We start from the raw sequence: 14,605 nt of genomic DNA on the forward strand, positions 1-14,605 counted from the left end.
GGCCCTACCGCTCCTCGGCCGAACGAACCCAGGCCGTCGCAGCCTGGACCGACGCCTACAACCTCGATCGCCCACACTCCGGCATCGCAGGCCTCACACCCTGGCAGCGTGTGAACAACCTTCTTGGAAACGACAGCTAGGCGGCCAGGCGCCGGCGTTGTGCGGCGGGCGATGAGAGGGCCTCGACGAAGGCGGCGAACAGCTTGGCCATCGCCGGCTTCTTGTAGGGATAGACCTCCGCCGAATCCATGGCGTGGACGATCATCGCCACGTCGGCTTCGAAAACCAGCAGCCGCCCGTCGGTCGTCTCGGCGCAATCGACGCCGAAATAGTCCAGGCCGAAGGTGCTCACCAGGGCATCGAAGGCGTCAGCGTGGCGGCGCGCGAAGTCCTCGTCGAAGGTCGCCATCATCTCGGCTTCCTGGAGGCGGTTGGCCTCCTCGCCCATGTCGGCGTTCAGGTAGTGGACCATCCAGCGCGCGGACACCGCCATGTGGGCCAGGAAGGGCTGGCCCTTGATGAAGATGATCCGCAGCTTGCGATAAAGGCCATCGACGCCGGCGTAGTCGAAGAAGGACGCCACGAAGAAGGCCTCGGCCGGCTGGCCTGCGAGGTAGGCGTCGAGCGCCGCGGCGTCCTCGATTCTCTCCAGCCCATTTCCGGCATGCGAGCCGAGCGGGCGCACGATGACCGGGAACGCCAGGCCCGGTTGCAGGACCGATGGCGGGATGAGGCCGGTCGCGATCGCGCCCAGCCAGGCGCGGTCGACCCGCGCCGTGGTCGGGCAGAGCACCTGCGGATGGCCCGCGAACCGGGCGGCCACGCCGTCGCGGCTGAGGGCGGCGATCAGGCCCGGACGGCCGTTGACCACCGGCCGCGGCCAGGCGTCGAACCCGCCAAGCACCTTGCGCACCGCGGCCGAGCCGTCGTCGGCGTGGCTGATGGCGAGGAAGGCGATGTCGTGCTCGGGCGCCTCAGCCGGATCGGGCAGGCCGTCGGTCACGTAGCAGACGGTGATCTCGGCGTCGGAGCCTTCCAGCAGGAAGTCGACGGGGGTGTTGGCCATCAGGTCGCCGGGGGTGGCGAACATCAGGACCTTCGGCCCCGCGCCCGTGCCGTGGATGGTGCGGTAGAAGCGGCACATGTCGATCGCGACGGCCTGGAGCTCCAGGCCCTTTTCGCGGTCGCCGCGCATCTGGAGCAGGGTCGACAGGTCCAGCAGGGCGCCGGCGTCATCCGGGTCGGCCAGGCACTGCTGGCGCACCGACTCCCACAAGGTTTCCAGCCCGACGCCTTCGAACACCGTGCGGCCGAGCAGGGCCACGCCCAGGCTGTCGGCGAGTTTCACCCGCTGGGGTTCGGCCGATCCGAAGGACATGGCCGGAACGTCGTGGAGCATAGGTGCGCCTTTGCGGGTGCGAGCGGTCGAAAGGAAGTTGGCGAAACCGCCCGTTCTGGGCCCGCGACGCCGCAAGGCGAGCGCCTACCTATGGATGAATACTTGGGTTGTCGGACGGTTAACGGCGAGACGATTTCTCGAATATCAGAAGAGCATAAGGATAGATGCGCCAGGATTGTCTCAACTTAGGCGGGCATTGAAATGAAGCCGCCGGAATCGTCACGCCTCGGACATCTTCAGTCTTCCTTGAGCCAGTCTGCGGAGCGCATCTCCTCCAGGCGCGAGGCGGTGCGCTCGAACTCGAAGGCCCCGTCGCCCTGCGGATAGAGCTGCGCCGGCTGGGCCTCGGCAAGCACGATCAACTTGGCGTGGGCCTCGTAGAGAGTGTCGATCAGGATGACAAAACGTCGCGCCTCCTCGCGCCGGGCGGCCGTGAGCCTGGGCGCGTCCTCCAGGAAGACGGTGTGGAAGCGATCGGCCAGCGCGACGTAATCGTTCGGCCCCAGGGCCACCGAGCACAGGCTGGCGAAGCTCGCCCGCACCTGACCCCCCAGGGCATGCGGCAGGGTGATCTTGCGGCCCAGCACCTCCAGGGTCGCGCCGGTCTCCTCCTCGCCGCCCAGCATGTCGCGCCACAGGGCGTCGAACGCGCGCTCGTTGTCCGGATCGATCGGCGAGAACCAGGTTCCGGCCGCGCGCAACCGATCCAAGCGATAGTCGTGGCCGCCGGCCACCGCCACCACCTCGGTCCGCTGTTTCAGCAGGTCGATGAACGGCAGGAACAGCTGGCGGTTGATGCCGTCCTTGTAGAGCGTCTCGGGCGCGCGATTGGAGGTGGCGACCAGGGTCACGCCGCGGGCGAACAGGGCCTCGAACAGACGGCCCAGGATCATGGCGTCGGCGATGTCGGTGACCTGGAACTCGTCAAAGCAGAGCAGGCGTGCGCCGTCGGCCACCAGGTCGGCCACCGGGACGATCGGATCGTCGCCCTTATGCTGGCCGAAGCGGGCCTTTCGCTGCGCCGCGTCGCCGGAACGCCAGGCGCCGATCAGCCGGTGGATCTCGCCCATGAAGACATGGAAGTGGGTGCGCCGCTTCTTCTCGACCGGGACCGTCTCGAAGAACAGGTCCATCAGCATGGACTTGCCGCGGCCCACCGGGCCCCAGAGGTAGACGCCCTTCTGGGCCTCCGGCTTGCGGAACAGGCCCTTCAGGCCCCCACCGTTGGCGTCCGCCGCGACGAGGTCGCCCTCCAGCCGCACCAGCGCCGCCAGGCCCGCCGCCTGGGCCGGGTCAGGACGGATCTCGCCAGCGGAGATCCGGGCGTCGTAAGCGGTTCGCAGCTTGGAGGCCATGGCCCCGCCTAACCGCCAAGGCGCCGCTGCGCAAGGAACGGCGGCCGACGTCAGGGGTTGAATTCATCCTCAGCAAGGAGACGCGACCATGGCCGACGAAACCCGCAGCTTCGAGCCGACCCCGACGGAAGCCAACCGCGGACGCGAGCAGGGCCTGGGCGTCGGCCAGCGCGAACTCGATGCGCAGCGCGATCCGGACCAGATGCCCCAGACGCCCCTGGAGGTGGACAACGCCGACGAGGACCTGCGCAGCCAACCGGGCGACGAGAAGGCCGTGCTGCACGCCAATCATGCCGATCGCGGCGCCAGGCCGGACCGTTCCTCGGGGCCGAAGACCCGTACGGCGACGAAGGATCAGATCAGCCGTCGGCTCTGACCCCGACGGCGGCGCGCTCACTGCATCGTCGGGATGATGAAGGCCGAGTCTTCCTGGACGCCTTCCGGCCAGCGGGCGGTGATGGTCTTGACCTTGGTGTAGAACTTCACGCCTTCCATGCCGTGCTGGTTGGTGTCGCCGAACGCCGAGCGCTTCCAGCCGCCGAAGGTGTGATAGGCCACCGGCACCGGGATCGGCACATTGACGCCGACCATGCCGACGTTGACGCGCGCGGCGAATTCGCGCGCGGCGCGGCCGTTGCGGGTGAAGATGGCGACGCCGTTGCCGTACTGGTGGTTGGACGGCAGGGCCACGGCTTCCTCGAAGCTTTCGGTGCGGACCATCTGCAGGACAGGCCCGAAGATCTCGTCCTTGTAGGTGCGCATGGCGGGCTTCACGTGGTCGAATAGCGAGGGGCCGATGAAGAAGCCTTTCTCATAGCCCTGCAGGGAAAAGTCGCGGCCATCGACCACCAGTTCCGCGCCCTCCTCGACGCCGAGCTGGATGTAGTCGGAGATCTTCCGGCGGTGGGCGGCGCTGACCACCGGCCCGTACTGGGCGGCCGCGTCCGTGGAGATTCCGACCTTCAGGGTCTCGATCTCGGCCAGCATCTTCTCGCGGAAAGCCTCGGCGGTCTTGGCGCCCACCGGCACCACAACGGGGAGCGCCATGCAGCGCTCGCCGGCCGAGCCGAAGGCGGCGCCGGTGATGTCCTTCACAGCCTGGTCGAGGTCGGCGTCGGGCATGACGATGCCGTGGTTCTTGGCGCCGCCCATGGCCTGGACGCGCTTGCCGTTCGCCGTGCCGCGGGAATAGACGTAGGAGGCGATGTCGGAGGAGCCCACGAAGCTCACCGCCTTGATGTCCGGGTGATCGAGGATCGCGTCCACCGAGACCTTGTCGCCGTGCACCACGTTCAAGATGCCCTTGGGCGCTCCGGCCTCCATCATCAGTTCGCCCAGGCGCACGGGCACCGAGGGGTCCTTTTCCGAGGGCTTCAGGATGAAGGCGTTGCCGACCGCGATGGCGATGCCGAACATCCACATCGGGATCATGGCCGGGAAGTTGAACGGGGTGATGCCGGCCACCACGCCCAGCGGCTGGCGCATGGAATAGACGTCGATGCCGGGACCGGCGCCTTCGGTGTATTCGCCCTTCAGCGCGTGCGGGATGCCGCAGGCGAACTCGATGACGTCCAGGCCGCGCATCACGTCGCCCCGGGCGTCGGCGATGACCTTGCCGTGCTCGGACGAGAGCAGCTCGGCCAGCTCGTCCATGTTGGCCTCGACCAAGCGCTTGAAGTCGAACATCACCCGCGCCCGGCGCTGCGGATTGACCAGCGCCCAGTGCTGCTGGGCCCGCAGGCCCGACTGCACGGCGGCGTCGAGCTCCTTGGCGCTGGCCAGCGCCACGCGGGCCTGCACCTCGCCGGTGTTGGGGTTGAACACGTCTCCGAACTGGCCGGAGGTTCCCTTGACGGACACACCGTCGATGAAGTGGCTGATCTCACGCATGGGCGGGGACATAGACCTTCGGCGCGCTGCCCAGCAAGGGGAGGAATCGCGCCTCATGAAGGATTAACGGCTGGCGGCTAGGTTCGCGGCGCAATGCAGGTTTCCGCCATTCCGTCCGGTCCGACCTACTACCAGCCGATCCAGGCTGCGCCTCCGGTCGCGCCGGTGAAACCCCAGGACGCCGACGCCGACGGAAACACCCCGAAGGTCCGCCCGACCCCGCCGCCGGGCGTCGGGAGCCTGCTCGACATCCAGGCCTAGCCCCTCCGCGCACTGAGCTTGCCGCCGGGCTTCCCGCCTGCGACTCTTGCGCCATGACGGCCGCTTCGCCCGCCCAGACGGTGACCCGCCGCCCGCCCAGGGCCGCGCACATCATCGATGTGCTGATCGAGGAGCGGGCGCCGAAGCTGGCGGCGACCCCGGTCTGGCCGCTGCTCCGGCCGCTGCTTTACCGGATGCTGGACTACCGCAAGGCCGTGACCATGGCCGACATCATCGCCGCCTTGCCGGGAACCGCGGCCCTCGACCACGTCTCGGCGCAGCTGCGGCTCAAGGTGGCGAGCCGCGGCCTGGATCGCGTGCCGACGGCGGGCAAGGCCATCGTCATCTGCAACCACCCCACCGGCATCGCCGACGGCATCGCGGTCTATGACGCCCTGAAGCCGATCCGTCCCGACCTCTGCTTCTACGCCAACGCCGACGCCCACCGCGTGGCGCCGCGCTTCACCGACGTGCTGATCCCGGTGGAATGGGTCGAGGCCAAGCGCAGCCGCGAACGCACCCGCGAGACCCTGATCCTGACCCGCGAGGCGATGGAGGCGGGCCGCATGCTGGTGATCTTCCCGGCCGGGCGGATCGCGCGCGTCCAGCCCGACGGCGAGCTGTGCGACCCGGTCTGGCAGCCCTCGGCCGTGTCGCTGGCCCGCAAGTACGAAACCCCGGTGATTCCGATCCATGTGAGCGGGCCGTGGTCGGGCCTGTTCCACCTCTTCAACCGCTTCTCCACCGAGCTGCGCGACATGACCCTGTTCCACGAGTTCCTGAACAAGCAGGGCCGCGAATACCGCCTGACCGTCGGCCCGCCGATCGACTGGCAGGCGCTGGAGGGCGAGCCGGTCGAGGCGACGCTGAAGCTCAAGCACTACATCGAGCGCGACCTGGCCGCCGACCCGGACCGGCCCTTCGCCAAAGACCATCCATGATCCTGGCGGATGAGGCGGCCACCGCGCGGCTGGGCGCGGCCGTAGCGCGTGTGTTGAAGCCCGGCGAAGCCGTCTGCCTGTCCGGCCCGCTGGGGGCCGGCAAGTCGACCCTGGCCCGCGCCCTGATCCGCGCCCTGACCAGCCCCGACGAGGAGGTCCCCTCGCCGACCTTCACCCTGGTCCAGTTCTACGAGAGCCCGCGCCTGGCGATCGCGCACTTCGACCTTTACCGCCTGACGTCGCCGGACGAGGCCTATGAGATCGGGCTCGACGAGGCGCTGGACGCGGGCGCAGCCGTGATCGAGTGGCCGGAGCGGCTGGCCGGGCGACTTCCGCCGGATCGACTCGATATAGAGATTCAGATCGCAGGGGCGGGCCGCGCGGCGCGGCTGACGTCCCATGGCGCGTGGGAAGGACGAGAGCTTGGGGTCTGAGCGTGAAGCGGCGAAGGCGCGGTTCCTGGCCGAGGCGGGCCTTGGCTCGGCGCGCCTCGAACCCCTGACCGGCGACGCCTCCACGCGCAGCTACGAGCGGCTTCGTTCGCCAAGCGGCGCGCCGCTGATCCTGATGGACCAGCCGCCGGCTCTGGAGTCGGCCATCTGCCCGCCGGGCGCGAGCGACGCCGAGCGCATCGCCCTGGGCTACAACGCCGCCGCGCGCCTGGCGGCGGGCTCGGTGGCCGCCTTCGTCACCACGGCCGCCTGGCTGCGCGACCATGGCCTGTCGGCGCCCCGCATCGAGGCTTTCGACGCCGAGCAGGGCTTCGCGGTGCTGGAAGACCTGGGCGATGGCCTGTTCGCCACCCTGATCGCCGGTGGCCAGGCCGAGGCGCCGCTCTACGAGGCCGCCGTGGACGTGCAGGTGCGGCTGCACGAGGCGACGCCGCCGGACATCCTCACCGCGCAGGGCCTGAGTTGGCCGCTGCTCACCTACGACACCTTGGCGCTGAAGATCGCCACCGACACCTTCCTGGAATGGTGGCCGCAGTTCGCCGGCCTGCCGCCGTTCGGCGCGGCCGCCAGCGCCGAATGGGACGACCTGTGGGCGCCGGTCTGGGTGCGCGGCGAAGCGGGCGCGAGCGTGTTCTGCCACCGCGACTACCACGCCCAGAACCTGATCTGGCTGCCCGACCGCAAGGGCCCGGCGCGGGTCGGCCTGCTCGACTTCCAGGATGCGCTGAAGGCGCACCCGACCTGGGACCTCCTGCACCTGCTGCAGGACGCGCGGCGCGACATCAGCCCGTCGCTGGAGACGGCCATGCTGGACCGCTACCTGGCCGCCCGGCCGGCCACCGATCGGGACGCCTTCCTGGCCGACTACCGGGCGCTGGCGGTCTCCAACGCCGCGCGCATCCTGGGCCGCGTCTTCGCGCGCCAGGCGCTGCTCGGGCGGCCGCAGTACAAGGCCTACATGCCCCGCACCTGGCGCTATCTCGAACGCAACCTGACCGACCCGGCGCTGGCCGGCCTGAAGGCCTGGTTCGACCGCCACGTCCCCGCGAACAACCGGGCGTGACGATGCCGGGGCCCCAAACCCTTCCGGGTCCAAAGACGGCGATGGTCCTGGCCGCAGGCCTGGGCACGCGCATGCGGCCGCTGACCGACGCGACGCCCAAGGCGCTGATCCCGGTGGCCGGCCGCGCCCTGCTCGACCGGGTGCTGGATGAATTGAAGGCCGCCGGCGTCGAACGCGCCGTGGTCAACGTCCACCACTTCGCCGATCAGGTGGAGGCGCACCTGGCCGCCCGTCACGACCTGGAGATCCTGGTCTCGGACGAGCGGGCCGGCCTGCTCGACTCCGGCGGCGGCATCCAGCACGCGCGCGCCCAGCTCGGCGCGGGCCCGATCTTCCTGGCCAACATCGATTCCCTCTGGCTGGAGGAGGGCGAGCCGCCGCTGGAGACCCTGAAACGCGCCTGGGATCCGGCGCGGATGGACCTGCTGCTGCTGCTGGTGGCGCGCGGGCGCGGGATGGGTTTCGAAGGGCCACAGGGCTTCTTCATGGATGCGGCCGGCCGCCTGACCCATTCCATCGCGCCGGACGTGGTCACGCCGTTCGCCAATGTGGGATTCGGGATCATGAAGCCGCAGGCGCTCGACGATCAGCCCCGCGCCGGCGCCTTCAGCATCTATCCCACCTGGCATCGGCTGCAGGCCGAGGGGCGGCTCTATGGCGTCCCCATGGAGGCCTCCTGGATGCATGTCGGCGATCCCGCCGCCCGCGATGCGGCGGAGGCGCACCTGACGTGACCGAGGTCCGCGCCGGATTCCTGCAGATGGCGGGGCCGCGCTGGTTCAACATCCCGGCGCACCGGCCGTTCGTGCAGGACCTCGCGCGCGGGCTGGCGGACACCCTGGCGCCTCTGGGTCCGGAAGCACTCTCGCAGGCCACCGTGCTGACGCCCACCCGGCGCGGCGCGCGGGCGCTGGCCGACGCCTTCGTGGCGGCTGCGGAGAGCCGCGCCATCCTGCCGCCGCAGATGCGGCCGCTGGGCGACCTGGAGGAGGGCGAGCCGCCGTTCGAGCCGGGCGACCTGGCGCTGGACCTGCCCGCCGCCATCGAACCGCTCCGCCGCCGCCTCGAGCTCACCCGCCTGGTGGCTGACCACTGGGGCCTGCTGGGCGGGCGCGAGTCGAGCGCCGCCGCGGCCCTGGAGATGGCCGACGCCCTGGGGGCCTTCCTCGACGGCCTGCAGATCGAGGAGGTGGCCGTCGAGCGCGGCCTGGCCGAACTGGTCGACGCCGAACTGGCCGAGCACTGGCAGGTCTCGCGCGTCTTCCTGGAGGCGGCGCTGGCGGCTTGGCCGGCGCGGCTGGCGGCCTTGGGCGTGATCGACGTCAGCGAACGGCGCGTGCGCCTGTTGCGCCGGCTGGCGGAGCACTGGACCGACGCGCCGCCGAGCGGCGTGGTCGTGGCGGCAGGCTCCACGGGCACCGCGCCGGCCACCCGCGACCTCCTGATCGCCATCGCCAGCGCGCCGCAGGGCTGCGTCGTCCTGCCGGGCCTGGATCAGGACCTTGCGAAAAAGGCCTGGGCGAAGGTGGACGTGCAGCACCCGCAGGGGGCGCTGAAGCGCCTGCTGGACCATGCCCGCTTGGGGATCGGCGACATCGCGACCTGGCCCGCCTCAAGCCAGCCGCAAGCCGCCGGCCGCTGGCGTCGCCGGATCGTCAACGAAGCCCTGCGCCCGGCTGAGGAGACCGCAGACTGGCTGTCGGTGATCGATACCCTGCGCCGCGAGGCCGGCGGCCTGGACCCGATCGCCGAGGGGCTGAAGGGCCTGTCGTTGATGAGCGCGCGGAGCGAGGAGGAGGCCGCAACCGCCGCCGCCCTCCTGCTCCGCGAGACGCTGGAGACGCCGAACCGCACCGCCGCCCTGGTGAGCCCCGACCAGGCCCTGGCGCGCCGCGTCACCGCCAAGCTCGCCCGCTGGGGCGTGGTCCCCGACAGCTCGGCCGGCGAGAGCCTGGCGGGCTGCCCGTGCGGCGTCCTGGCGGGCCTGCTGGCCCGCGCCGCGCTCGATCCGCTGGACCCGGTGACTCTGCTGGCGCTCCTCAAACATCCCTTCGCACGGCTGGACGACAGCGCCGGGTTGGAGCGCCGCGCCCTGCGCGGCCCGCGCGCCCAGACCTGGGCGACGCTTCGGGCCCGGATCGCCGACGCGCCGCAGGCCCTGGCGCTCGCCGAGGGGTTGGAAACCCTGACCTCGGGTCTCGCCTGGACCGCCGAGGCCGAACCCGTCGCCGAGGCGGCGGGCCGGATCGCCGCGGCCATGGAGGCGCTGGCCCGCGACGGCGACGGTGGGACGGGCGAGCTCTGGGCCGGCCATGGCGGCGAGGCCATGTCGCGCCTGCTCGCCGGCCTGATCGCCGACGGCGACGCCCTGCCGCCGGTGACGGAGCGCGGCTTCCTCGACCTGCTGACCCGGCTGATGGAGGGCGAGACCATCCGCTCGGGCGGGGCGACCCACCCGCGCCTGCGCATCCTGGGGGCCATCGAGGCGCGGCTGGTGCGCGCCGACCGGCTGGTGCTGGCAGGCCTGGAGGAAGGCGTCTGGCCGGCGGGGGCTCCGCTCGACCCCTTCCTGTCGCGGCCCATGCGCGAGCGGCTGGGCCTGCCTTCGCCCGAGCGGCGGATCGGCCTCTCGGCCCACGACTTCGCCCAGGCCGCCTGTGCGCCGGAAGTCATCCTGCTGCACACCGAACGCCGCGAAGGCGCCCCGTCAGTCAAGTCGCGCTGGCTCTGGCGGCTGGAGATCCTGGCCAGGGGCGCGGGCGTCGCCATCGCCCAACGGCCCGAGGTGCTGGATTGGGCGCGGCGGCTTGACCGCCCCGAAGGACCGCCGCAACCGGTCGGCCGCCCGGCCCCGAGGCCGCCGGTCGAGGATCGTCCGAGGAAGCTGTTCGTCACCCGGGTGGAGACCCTGACGCGCGATCCGTACGCGGTCTGGGCGCGCGACATCCTGCAGCTGCGCGCGCTCGCGCCGCCCGACGAGGCGGTGGATGCGCGCATCCGGGGCACGGCGATCCACGCCGCCTTCGAGCGTCTTGCGCAAACCTGGCCAGCGGACGCGCCGGAGACCGCCGCGGACGCCTTCGAGGCCTATTATCTCGAGAGCCTGGCGGCCGAAGGCATGGCGCCGGAGGGACTGGCGCGCGAGGCGGCCCTGGCCCGCGAGGCCGCGCGCTGGGTCGCCGACCTTGAGGTGGCGCGCCGGGCCGACGGCCGGACCGTCCATGTGGAGCGGACCGGCGAACTGACCTTCGACATCGGCGGCGAGCCCTTCACCGTCGCCGCCAAGGCTGACCGCATCGAGATCGGTCCTGACGGCCTGGGCCATGTGCTGGATTTCAAGACCGGCGCCGCGCCCAGCGCGAAGATGGTCCGCACCGGTTTCTCGCCGCAGCTGACCCTGACGGCCGCCATCCTGGCCGGTGGCGGCTTCCCGGGCATCCCAGCCGCGCCGCCCGGCGAGCTGACCTACCTCGAGGTGACCGGCCGCAAGCCCGCCGGGCGAGAGGAGGTTCGGGCGTCGCCCGACGGCGACGGCCAGAAGGTGCTGCAAAGCCAGGCGGCGACCGACGGCGCGCTCGACGGCCTCGTCCGGCTGGCGACCCAATATGCCGATCCGGCCCGGGGCTATGCCTCGCGCCTCGCCCCGCAGTTCGTGAAGCTCTACGCCTCCGACTACGATCACCTGGCGCGGGTCTTCGAGTGGTCCACCAGCGGCGAGGAGGGCGAGGAATGACCCTGCGCCTGCTCGACCCGCAAGCCGCGGCGGCCGATCCCCAGCAGAAGGCGGCCGATCCGGCGCTGTCGGCGTTCGTCACCGCCAACGCCGGGTCCGGCAAGACCAAGACCCTGATCGACCGGGTGGTGCGGCTGTTGCTGGCCAGGGCCTGCCCTGAGACGATCCTGTGCGTCACCTACACCAAGGCCGCCGCCTCGGAGATGCAGCGGCGCCTGTTCGAGGTCCTGGGCGAGTGGTCGGTGGCCCCCGACGCCCAGTTGGCCGCCAGGCTCGCCGCTCTGGAGGACCGGGCTTTCGACGCGGCTGAACTGTCGATCGCGCGCAGCCTGTTCGCCCGGGCGCTGGAGACGCCGGGCGGCCTGAAGATCCAGACCATCCACGCCTTCTGTGAAAAGCTGCTGCGCCGTTTCCCGCTGGAAGCCGGCGTGTCGCCAAGCTTCCGGGTGATGGAGGACGCGGCGTCCTCCGCCGTGGCCAGGGGGGCCAGGCGGCTGGTCGCGCACCACGCGTTGCGCGGCGAAAACGCCGTGGCCGAGGCCTACGCCCACCTGTCCGTGTCGCTCGACTTCCAGAGCTTCGAGGCGATGTTCGCCGACTTCGAAGCGCGACGGGGGCCGTTGCGCGAATTCCTGACCCGCGAGGGCGGCCTTGACGGCGCCCTGGCCTGGGTCTGGCGGGCGGTGGACGTGCCCCGCGGTTCGAATCCGGAGACCCTCGGCGTCGAGGCCATGGCGGCGGCGGATCGCGACCTCTGGCGCGGCGCCGCCGCGGTGCTGGCGCAAAGTGGGGCGAGCGACCAGAAGTGCGCCGCCCAGCTGGCCGCGGTCGCCGACGACCCGCAGGCCGAATTCGACCAGGCGCTGGCCATCTTCTTCACCGAGAAAGGCCAGGGCGACGGGGTCAAGTGGATCGGCAAGACCAGCGGCCTGAAGGCCCACGAGCCTCTCCGCATCGCCCTCCTGGCCGAACAGTCGCGCCTGGAAATCGCCCGTCAGCGCATCCGCGCCGCCCAGGTCGCCCTCGACACCGCCGACGCCCTCACCCTCGCCAACGCCTACCTCGAGGCCTATCGAATCGAAAAGGAGGCAGTCGGCGGCCTCGACTTCGCCGACCTGATCGAAAAGACCTGCCACCTCCTGCGCGACCGGCCCGCCGCGGCCTGGGTGCTCTACAAGCTCGATGGCGGCATCGACCACATCCTGGTGGACGAGGCGCAGGACACCGCGCCCGACCAATGGGCGATCGTCGACGCGCTCACCGAAGAGTTCTTTTCCGGCGCCGGCGCGGTTCGCGGTCTCGCCGGCGAGGCGCGCGCCCGCGACCTGTTCGTGGTCGGTGACGAAAAGCAGTCGATCTACTCCTTCCAGGGCGCGCGGCCGGAACTGCTCCTGCAGAAGTTCGAGTTCCACCGCGATCGGGCGCTGGGCGCGGGCTTCCGCTTCGAGCGGGTGGACCTGCTGACCTCATGGCGCTCGACCCCACAGGTGCTCAGCTTCGTGGACGCCGTCTTCGCCCCGCCGGAGCTGGCCGGCGCGATACAGCCGCGGCCCGGCCGCGATCCGGAGCCGGTGCTTCACAAGCCGACCCGAACCGACCATGCCGGCTGCGTCGATGTCTGGCCGCTGGAGGTCGATCGGAAGGCGGAGGAGCGCGATGCCTGGGACGCCCCGCTCGACGCCGAGCCGGAAGACAGCGCCAACCGCCGCCTGGCGCGCCGCATCGCCGGCGAGATCAAGCGACTGACCGAAGCGGGCGAGGCGATCTACGATAAGACCAAATGCGCGTGGCGCGCGGCCCACGCCGGCGACGTCCTGATCCTGATCCGCCGGCGCGGGGTGCTGTTCGAGGAGATCCTGAGGGCGCTGAAGCAGGCCGGCGTGCCGGTGGCCGGCGCCGACCGGCTGGCGCTTTCCGAGCATATCGTCTTCGACGACCTGACGGCCCTGGCGGGGTTCGCCCTGTTTCCGGGCGACGAGCTGACCCTGGCGGCCCTGTTGAAGAGCCCGTTCGGCGGTCTCGACGACGACAGCCTGTACACCCTGGCCCACGGGCGACAGGGCGAGAACCTCTGGGCGCGGTTGCAGCGGCGCGCGCCGGAGCGGGCGGACTGGACCCGGGCCCATGCCTTCCTCGCGCTCGCGCTGCAGATGGCGCGGAGCGTGCGGCCCTTCGAGTTCTACGCCCGCCTCCTGGCCGCGCCCGATGCGGACGGCGACGCCCTGCGTCGACGCCTGCTCCGGCGCATGGGCGGCGAGGCGGAGGACGTGCTGGATGAATTCCTGAACCAGGTGCTGGCCGCCGAAACGCGCGGCGCCCATGACCTTGAACGGCTCGCCGCGGAGCTCGCCGGCCTCGACATCACCGTCAAGCGCGAGATGGAAGCCGACCGCCGCGAGGTCCGCGTCATGACCGCCCATGGCGCCAAGGGCCTGGAGGCGCCGATCGTCTTCCTGCCCGAGACGACGCTCACCCAGACCGGCCGCGGATCGCCCCTGCTGCGCGCCGGGCGGCCCGGCGACGAAGGCTTCCTGTGGTGCTCCTCCGCGGCGCGCGACTGCGAGGCCACCGCCGCCGCGCGGGAGAACCGCGCCCGCCGCGACCAGGCCGAGGCCTATCGCCTGCTCTACGTCGCCCTGACCCGCGCCCGCGATCGGCTGGTGTTGTGCGGGCGGATCTCGGAGCGCACAGACCCGGCCAAACTCGCCGGCTGGTGGGGCGCGGTGCGCGACGCGCTGGCCCATGCCGACATCGCGCCGGAGGTCCACGCCGTCGGGGTCGGCGGCCTGGAGTTCCAGCGGTTCGGCCCCGACCCCAAGCTGCTGGGCGCCGAGGTGGGTCCGCCGCCTGCCGGCGCCGCCCTGCCCGCCTGGGCGAACGCCGCCGCGCCAGCCGATCCCTTTGGCCGCTACGCCTCGCCGTCCGACCTGGCCGAGGGCGCGAAGGTGGCCGCGCCCTCGCCGCTGGCCGCCGCCGCGGGCGGACTGGGCCGCTTCCGGCGCGGCGACCTGATCCACCGGCTGCTGCAGATCCTGCCCGACCTGGCGCCGGACGGCTGGGCGGCGGGCGCGGACGCCCTGCTGGCCCGCGAACGCGATCTGACCGAGGCCCAGCGCGGCGAGATGGCCGGAGCCGCGCTCGCCCTGTTGCGTGACGCGCGCTTCGCCGAGGTGTTCGGCCCCGGCAGCCGCGCCGAGGTGGCGATCGCCGGATCCGCCGCCGCCCTGCCCGCCGGCCTCAAGGTCAGCGGCCGCATCGACCGCTTGGTCGTCCTGCCCGACCGGGTGCTGGTCGCCGACTTCAAGACCAACCGGCCGAGCCCGGCGCGCATCGAGGACGCCGACCCCGCCTACCTGCGCCAGATGGCGATCTACGCCGCCGTTCTGGCCGAGGTTTTCCCCGCCCGTCGGATCGAGGCCGCTCTGGTCTGGACCGACGGGCCGAAGCTCATGGCGATCCCAGAAAACCTGCTGGCGAAAGCGCTTGCACAGCTCAGCGCTTGAGGTTGATA

12 protein-coding genes are annotated in these 14,605 nt (G+C 71.5%); 9 read left to right on the forward strand and 3 right to left on the reverse strand.

Features of this window, described 5'->3' with window-relative positions; all coding sequences use genetic code 11:
• Positions 1–140: integrase core domain-containing protein (locus VGL85_RS03195; protein ID WP_331585989.1), on the forward strand; the 140-nt coding region annotated here is incomplete at its 5' end.
• On the opposite strand, the gene VGL85_RS03200 is transcribed toward VGL85_RS03195, so the two are convergent.
• Together VGL85_RS03200 and zapE are read right to left on the reverse strand one after the other, a co-directional pair.
• Positions 137–1,399, reverse strand: a complete 1,263-nt coding sequence (locus VGL85_RS03200) for a hypothetical protein (RefSeq protein ID WP_331585907.1) — start codon at positions 1,397–1,399, stop codon at positions 137–139. The two genes, VGL85_RS03195 and VGL85_RS03200, sit on opposite strands and share 4 nt — an antisense overlap.
• Before the next feature lie 236 nt (positions 1,400–1,635).
• Positions 1,636–2,754 carry a cell division protein ZapE gene (gene zapE / locus VGL85_RS03205; protein ID WP_331585909.1) on the reverse strand — a complete coding sequence of 373 codons (1,119 nt, stop codon included), beginning with the start codon at positions 2,752–2,754 and terminating at the stop codon, positions 1,636–1,638.
• 88 nt (positions 2,755–2,842) lie between these two features.
• On the opposite strand from zapE, the gene VGL85_RS03210 reads away from it, so the two are divergent.
• Positions 2,843–3,130 carry a hypothetical protein gene (locus VGL85_RS03210; RefSeq protein WP_331585911.1) on the forward strand — a complete coding sequence of 96 codons (288 nt, stop codon included), beginning with the start codon at positions 2,843–2,845 and terminating at the stop codon, positions 3,128–3,130.
• Between the two features lie 17 nt (positions 3,131–3,147).
• Here the strand turns inward: VGL85_RS03210 and VGL85_RS03215 are convergent, their stop codons facing one another.
• Positions 3,148–4,644 carry a CoA-acylating methylmalonate-semialdehyde dehydrogenase gene (locus VGL85_RS03215; RefSeq protein ID WP_331585913.1) on the reverse strand — a complete coding sequence of 499 codons (1,497 nt, stop codon included), beginning with the start codon at positions 4,642–4,644 and terminating at the stop codon, positions 3,148–3,150.
• Positions 4,645–4,737: 93 nt separating this feature from the next.
• On the opposite strand from VGL85_RS03215, the gene VGL85_RS03220 reads away from it, so the two are divergent.
• The 7 genes from VGL85_RS03220 to addA are packed head-to-tail and all read left to right on the forward strand — an operon-like array spanning position 4,738 to position 14,597.
• The gene (locus VGL85_RS03220; protein WP_331585915.1) at positions 4,738–4,905 is read left to right on the forward strand and encodes a hypothetical protein; all 168 of its coding nucleotides are present in this window, start codon (positions 4,738–4,740) and stop codon (positions 4,903–4,905) included.
• Between the two features lie 53 nt (positions 4,906–4,958).
• A complete protein-coding gene (locus VGL85_RS03225) occupies positions 4,959–5,846 on the forward strand; it encodes a GNAT family N-acetyltransferase (protein WP_331585917.1) in 888 nt (295 codons plus the stop codon).
• Positions 5,843–6,280, forward strand: a complete 438-nt coding sequence (tsaE, locus tag VGL85_RS03230; protein WP_331585919.1) for a tRNA (adenosine(37)-N6)-threonylcarbamoyltransferase complex ATPase subunit type 1 TsaE — start codon at positions 5,843–5,845, stop codon at positions 6,278–6,280. The genes VGL85_RS03225 and tsaE overlap by 4 nt, the downstream gene beginning before the upstream one ends.
• On the forward strand, positions 6,270–7,361 hold the full coding sequence (gene amgK / locus VGL85_RS03235; RefSeq protein ID WP_414695162.1) for an N-acetylmuramate/N-acetylglucosamine kinase AmgK: 1,092 nt from the start codon (positions 6,270–6,272) through the stop codon (positions 7,359–7,361). Before tsaE ends, amgK begins: the two co-directional genes overlap by 11 nt.
• Before the next feature lie 41 nt (positions 7,362–7,402).
• A complete protein-coding gene (locus VGL85_RS03240; protein ID WP_331585923.1) occupies positions 7,403–8,095 on the forward strand; it encodes a nucleotidyltransferase family protein in 693 nt (230 codons plus the stop codon).
• A 26-nt stretch (positions 8,096–8,121) separates the two neighbouring features.
• Positions 8,122–11,094 (forward strand): double-strand break repair protein AddB, encoded by a 2,973-nt coding sequence (gene addB, locus VGL85_RS03245; RefSeq protein ID WP_331585991.1) that lies wholly within the window; start codon positions 8,122–8,124, stop codon positions 11,092–11,094.
• Positions 11,091–14,597, forward strand: a complete 3,507-nt coding sequence (gene addA, locus VGL85_RS03250; protein ID WP_331585925.1) for a double-strand break repair helicase AddA — start codon at positions 11,091–11,093, stop codon at positions 14,595–14,597. The genes addB and addA overlap by 4 nt, the downstream gene beginning before the upstream one ends.
• Positions 14,598–14,605 lie beyond the last annotated feature (8 nt).

Source organism: Phenylobacterium sp., assembly GCF_036501465.1.
Classification (GTDB): domain Bacteria; phylum Pseudomonadota; class Alphaproteobacteria; order Caulobacterales; family Caulobacteraceae; genus Phenylobacterium.